Raw genomic sequence first — 5,613 nt, 5'->3', positions numbered from 1 at the left:
CCGCGTCGCGGATGCCGGCGGTATCGATGATGTGCAGCGGGATGCCTTCCATCTGGATGGTCTCGGTCACCTTGTCGCGCGTGGTGCCGGCGATCGGCGTCACGATGGCCACATCGGAGCCGGCCAGCGCATTGAGCAGCGATGACTTGCCGACATTCGGCTGCCCCGCCAGCACGACATTCAACCCCTCGCGCAGCAGCGCGCCCTGCGCCGCCTGCTCGAATACCTCGGCCAGCGCGGTGCGGATGCGCTCCAGCTGGCCGCGCGCATCGGACTTCTCGAGGAAGTCGATTTCCTCCTCCGGGAAATCAAGCGTCGCCTCGACCAGCATGCGCAGGTGGATCACCTTGTCGACCAGCTCATGGATGGTCTTCGAGAACACGCCCGACAGCGACGCCGACGCCGACTTCGCCGCCGCTTCCGTCGACGCCTCGATCAGGTCCGCCACGGCTTCGGCCTGCGCCAGGTCGAGCTTGTCGTTCAGGAAGGCTCGGTGCGTGAACTCGCCCGGTTGCGCGACACGCAAGCCGATGTCCTTGCCGGCTTCCAGGCAGCGCGACAGCAGCATCTGCATCACCACCGGTCCGCCGTGGCCCTGCAGTTCGAGCACGTCTTCGCCGGTGTAGGAATGCGGCGCCTTGAAATAGATCGCGATGCCCTGGTCGATGGCACTGCCATCCGCATTCAGGAAGGGCAGGTAATTCGCGTAGCGCGGTTTCAGCTCGGTGCTGCCGCACAGCGCCTGCATGACCGGCGCGATGTTCTTGCCGGAGACGCGCACGACGCCGATGCCGCCGCGGCCGGGGGCGGTGGCGATGGCGGCGATGGGGGAAGAGTCGAAGTTCATGAGGGAATTCTAGGGGGAGGGACGGGTGTGGTGCAAACAAAAAAGCCCGCGCAATGCGCGGGCCTTTTCAACATTCAATTCAATCAAGCCGGCTTGCCGCCTTCGATCTTCTTCGTGATCACCCACTGCTGGGCGATCGACAGGATGTTGTTCACCACCCAGTACAGCACCAGGCCGGCCGGGAAGAAGAAGAACATCACCGAGAAAGCGATCGGCATGAACATCATCACCTTGGCCTGGATCGGATCCGGCGGCGTCGGGTTCAGCTTGGTCTGCACGAACATGGATACCGCCATCACGATCGGCAGGATGTACCACGGATCGGGCGAAGCCAGGTCATGGATCCAGCCCAGCCACGGCGCGTTGCGCATTTCGACCGATGCCAGCAGCACCCAGTACAGCGCGATGAACACCGGGATCTGCACCACGATCGGCAGGCAGCCGCCGAGCGGGTTGATCTTCTCGGTCTTGTACAACTCCATCATCGCCTGGTTCATCTTCTGCGGGTCGTTCTTGAAACGCTCGCGGATCGATTGCATCTTCGGCGTCACGGTCTTCATCTTCGCCATGCTGCGGTAGGACGCGGCGGAGAGCGGGAAGAAGGCCAGCTTGATGAGGATGGTCAGCACGATGATGGTCCAGCCCCAGTTGCCCAGCACCTTGTGGATCTGGTCCATCAGCCAGAAGATCGGCTTGGCCAGGATGGTCAGCCAGCCGTAGTCCTTCACCAGTTCCAGGCCCGGCGCCAGCTTCTCGAGGCGGTCGGTTTCCTGCGGGCCGGAATACAGCTTCGCGTCCAGCGAAGCGGTCGCGCCCGGAGCGACGGTGCCCAGCGGCAGGATGCTGCCGATCGCGTACAGGTTGTTGTCGACCTTCTTGGTATAGATCTCGCGCTGCGCGTTCTGCGGCGGCACGATGGCCGAGACGAAGTAGTGCTGCACCAGCGCCACCCAGCCGTTTTCCGACTTGGTTGCGTGCTTGGTCTTGCCCTTTTCGATGTCTTCGAATTCCATCTTCTGGTACTTCTCGCCTTCGGTGTAGACCACCGGGCCGGTGAAGGTGCTGTAGAACTTCGATTCGCCGGCGGGCTTGCTGCCGTCGCGCAGCAGCTGCATGTACACGGAAGGAGTAATCGGGGCGCCGCTGTTGTTCACCACGTCATGCTTGATGTCGATGGTGTAATTGCCCTTGTGGAAGGTGTAGGTCTTCACCAGCTTCACGCCGCCCTGCTCGGATTCCAGCACCAGCTGCACCTCATCCTTGCCATCCAGCGCGCGCGGGCCCGGCTTGGCGACGAAGCCCGACTTGTGGTTCGGGAAATTGCCGCCGATCAGGCCGGTCTGGCCGAGGTAAGTGTGGCCGGCACCGGTTTCGAACAGCACCATGTTCTTGGACTGGTCGATCGTGTCCTTGTGCTTCAGCAGCTCGAGGCGCTTGAGCTCGCCGCCGACCGTGTCGATATCCGCCTTGATTACGTCGGTGGTGATGGTGACGATTTCGCTCTTGACCGGCGTCGGGCCGGCCGGCACCGCAGCCGGCGCCTGGGTTGTCACCGTGGCTTGCGGCACGTCCGACTTGGTGGCGGTTGCGCCGCCGGCGGTGGCTGCGGCCGGCTTGTTCGCCTGCTGTGTCGCTGCCGGGAAGAACATCGACTGCTTGCCGGTATAACGCATCCAGTTGTCCCACAACAGCAGCAGGGATAGCGAGAACACAACCCACAGGATGGTACGTTTGATATCCATAGTTCTTTATTGTGCTTGAGTAATCAGTAATTCAATGGTGCTGGCAGGCACAGTCGCCATGGCCGCGGGTCTTTTTGGGCACCGGATCCAGTCCGCCCGGATGCCACGGATGGCATTTGCACAGGCGTTTTGCAGCGAGCAGGCCACCCTTCGCCGCGCCGTGTTCGCGGATTGCTTCGGCGGCGTAGGTGGAGCAGCTCGGATAAAAACGGCAATTCTGGCCGAGGAAAGGACTGATGCCCAGCTGGTACGCGCGCAATAGTAGCAGCAAAAGCGTTTTCATCACCGGGATCCCGGTTGGGGCGAAGGTGTTTTCACCGCCTGCGAACCCAGGAGCTGCGCGAGTTCGCGCCGCAACTCGGCCTTCAGCGCCGCCGTGGTGGCCGGGCCGGACTTGGAATTCACGGGTTGGGACAGGCGGACGATGCAATCGATGGCCGGCAGGGTGGACTGGCGGAACAATTCGCGCGTGACGCGCTTGATCGTATTGCGGGTGACGGCGCGCGGAGCGAAGCGCTTGGCCGCCACGATGCCCAGCCTTGCGCGATCCAGCTGGTTGCTGCGCGCGTAAAGGACGAAATGCGCCGTGCGCTGCACGGGCCGCAAACGAAAAACGGATGAAAAATCATCCGTTTTCACGATGCGCCGGGTGCGTGCGTAGGAGTGTGAACGTTCTTCGCTCACGCCGGCAGCTTTTGGGTGCAGTGCTTGGCTTAGACAGCCAGGCGCTTGCGGCCCTTGGCGCGACGTGCGTTCAGCACAGCGCGGCCACCGCGGGTAGCCATGCGAACACGGAAGCCGTGGGTGCGCTTGCGGCGGACAACGGAAGGTTGGTAAGTACGTTTCATTTTGGTCTCGCTAGTCTGCAAAAATGGGTGATAGTCACGCGGCCCATCCTTGTCTTGTGACCAGGCACAAAACGCAACAGGCAGTGAACCCGCAATTAAACCTCAGTTCCCCCTCGGGTGTCAATTGGTTAGGCGGGTGGCGTGGACGGGGAAAGTGAAATCCGTGATTGCCATGCTAGCGTCGCTACCCGGATTTTTCAGGCGACTCTTATATATGCTCGTTGATGGCAGGCAAGTTATCCCCGCCTTCCCTAAGCCCAAATTATCCACATTGGCAAGCACTTTATTATGTCGGAAAAATGACGCGGGCTGTGGATAACTTCAGGGACCGGCGTTAGAATACCCCTCCCTGTGGAACCCGGCCTTTTGCCGATGTGCCGCTCCCGCACTCCACTGCACAGACCCCATCGCCCTGAATCGGACTGTACAGCGGACTGCCGGAGGAGAGCAGTTCGGGAGGCCTTTTGTATTTTCCACAAAGCAAACATTAAAAGAATTTCATGGAAAATTTTTGGCAAGCCTGCTCCGCGAAGCTGGAACAGGAACTCACGCCTCAGCAGTTCAGCGCCTGGATCAAACCGCTCGTGCCCCTCGACTTCGAGGATGGTTGCCTGCGCATTGCCGCGCCGAACCGCTTCAAGCTGGACTGGGTAAAAACCCAGTTCGCCAGCCGCATCACCGCCCTGGCCGCCGAGCACTGGGAGCAACCGATCGACGTCCAGTTCGTGCTGGATCCGCGCACCAATGCCGTGCGTAAACCGGTTTCCGCGCCGATGCCGTCGCCTTCGCTCGCCATGGCCGGCGGCACCGACTATGCAGACATGCCCGACCCGATCGAGCGCGTCGATATTGTTCTTGAAGAAACCAAGAAGCGTGACCAGAGCAAGATCAACCCGGCGCTGACCTTCGACAGTTTCGTCACCGGTAAAGCCAACCAGCTGGCCCGCGCCGCCGCGATTCAGGTTGCCAACAACCCGGGCATTTCGTACAACCCGCTGTTCCTGTACGGCGGCGTTGGGCTCGGCAAGACCCACTTGATCCATGCGATCGGCAATCAGCTGCTGCAGGATAATCCGAACGTCCGCATCCGCTACATTCATGCTGAACAGTATGTTCGCGACGTAGTGACTGCTTACCAGCGCAAGGGCTTCGACGACTTCAAGCGGTATTACCACTCGCTGGATATGCTGCTGATCGATGACATCCAGTTCTTCGCCGGCAAGAGCCGCACGCAGGAAGAATTCTTCTATGCGTTCGAAGCGCTGATTGCAGCAAAGAAACAAATCATCATCACCAGCGACACCTATCCGAAGGAAATCACGGGCATGGACGACCGCCTGATTTCCCGATTCGACTCCGGCCTGACGGTCGCGGTCGAGCCGCCGGAACTGGAAATGCGGGTCGCGATCCTGCTGAAAAAAGCGGCATCCGAAGGCGTGGTCCTGAACGACGATGTCGCCTTCTTCGTCGCCAAGCACCTGCGCTCCAACGTCCGCGAACTGGAAGGCGCGCTGCGCAAGATCCTGGCGTACTCGCGTTTCCATGACAAGGACATCACCATCGACGTGGTCAAGGAAGCGCTGAAGGACCTGCTGTCGGTGCAGAACCGCCAGATTTCCGTAGAGAACATCCAGAAGACCGTCGCCGACTTCTTCAACATCAAGGTCGCGGACATGTACTCCAAGAAGCGCCCGGCCAACATCGCCCGGCCGCGCCAGATTGCGATGTACCTTGCCAAAGAGTTAACGCAGAAGAGCCTGCCGGAAATCGGCGAACTGTTCGGCGGCCGCGACCACACCACGGTCCTGCATGCCGTCCGCAAGATCGCCGCCGACCGCTCCAAGAACCCGGAAGTGAACCACGAGCTGCACGTCCTCGAGCAGACCCTGAAGGGCTAATCCACAGGGTTATCCACAGCTGCTTGCAAAGCTGTGGATAACCTGTCAGGCCGCTTTGCCTAAATTTCAAGCAGTTCCTTTGCTGCCCTGAAGCACCCCTTGTAAAGCAGGCAAAAAACCCTCACTTTGGTTTCTTGGGTACCCCCCTTTTCTGTCAAAATAGAGGTTGTTTTGCATTTGTTGGCTGGGGCGGGATTCTGTCCTTTTCAAGACCCCCTCTCGTCTTTAAAGTCACCCTCGAGTAACACCAGTAAAAGCACTGTCTCAACTCAATTACT

Annotated in this window: 6 protein-coding genes; 1 reads left to right on the top strand and 5 read right to left on the bottom strand. The window is 60.2% G+C overall.

The genetic code is table 11. The features are described from left to right. The 5 genes from AYR66_RS29005 to rpmH form a co-directional block, all read right to left on the bottom strand. A partial coding sequence (locus AYR66_RS29005; protein ID WP_170942330.1) for a tRNA modification GTPase occupies positions 1-847 on the bottom strand: 847 nt, incomplete at its 3' end. An 83-nt stretch (positions 848-930) separates the two neighbouring features. Next, entirely contained in the window at positions 931-2,589 is a 1,659-nt protein-coding gene (yidC, locus tag AYR66_RS20680) for a membrane protein insertase YidC (protein WP_088709076.1), read from the bottom strand. A 31-nt stretch (positions 2,590-2,620) separates the two neighbouring features. Beyond that, positions 2,621-2,872, bottom strand: a complete 252-nt coding sequence (gene yidD / locus AYR66_RS20675; protein ID WP_088709075.1) for a membrane protein insertion efficiency factor YidD — start codon at positions 2,870-2,872, stop codon at positions 2,621-2,623. Continuing rightward, positions 2,872-3,273, bottom strand: coding sequence for a ribonuclease P protein component (gene rnpA / locus AYR66_RS20670; protein WP_088709074.1), 402 nt, complete (start codon positions 3,271-3,273; stop codon positions 2,872-2,874). The genes yidD and rnpA overlap by 1 nt, the downstream gene beginning before the upstream one ends. A 29-nt stretch (positions 3,274-3,302) precedes the next feature. Next, positions 3,303-3,437, bottom strand: coding sequence for a 50S ribosomal protein L34 (gene rpmH / locus AYR66_RS20665; RefSeq protein WP_040041456.1), 135 nt, complete (start codon positions 3,435-3,437; stop codon positions 3,303-3,305). A gap of 500 nt (positions 3,438-3,937) precedes the next feature. Between rpmH and dnaA the strand changes: the two genes are divergently transcribed. After that, positions 3,938-5,335, top strand: coding sequence for a chromosomal replication initiator protein DnaA (dnaA, locus tag AYR66_RS20660; protein ID WP_088709073.1), 1,398 nt, complete (start codon positions 3,938-3,940; stop codon positions 5,333-5,335). Positions 5,336-5,613: the final 278 nt, after the last annotated feature.

It is taken from the genome of Noviherbaspirillum denitrificans (assembly GCF_002211445.1).
GTDB classification, from domain to species: domain Bacteria; phylum Pseudomonadota; class Gammaproteobacteria; order Burkholderiales; family Burkholderiaceae_D; genus Noviherbaspirillum; species Noviherbaspirillum denitrificans.
This window is presented reverse-complemented; position numbering and strand designations above follow the sequence as displayed.

Coding starts and splice junctions, on each gene's coding strand:
- dnaA (WP_088709073.1), top strand. CDS start 3,938: ATGGAAAATTTTTGGCAAGCCTGCTCCGCGAAGCTGGAACAGGAACTC.
- rpmH (WP_040041456.1), bottom strand. CDS start 3,437: ATGAAACGTACTTACCAACCTTCCGTTGTCCGCCGCAAGCGCACCCAC.
- yidC (WP_088709076.1), bottom strand. CDS start 2,589: ATGGATATCAAACGTACCATCCTGTGGGTTGTGTTCTCGCTATCCCTG.
- yidD (WP_088709075.1), bottom strand. CDS start 2,872: ATGAAAACGCTTTTGCTGCTACTATTGCGCGCGTACCAGCTGGGCATC.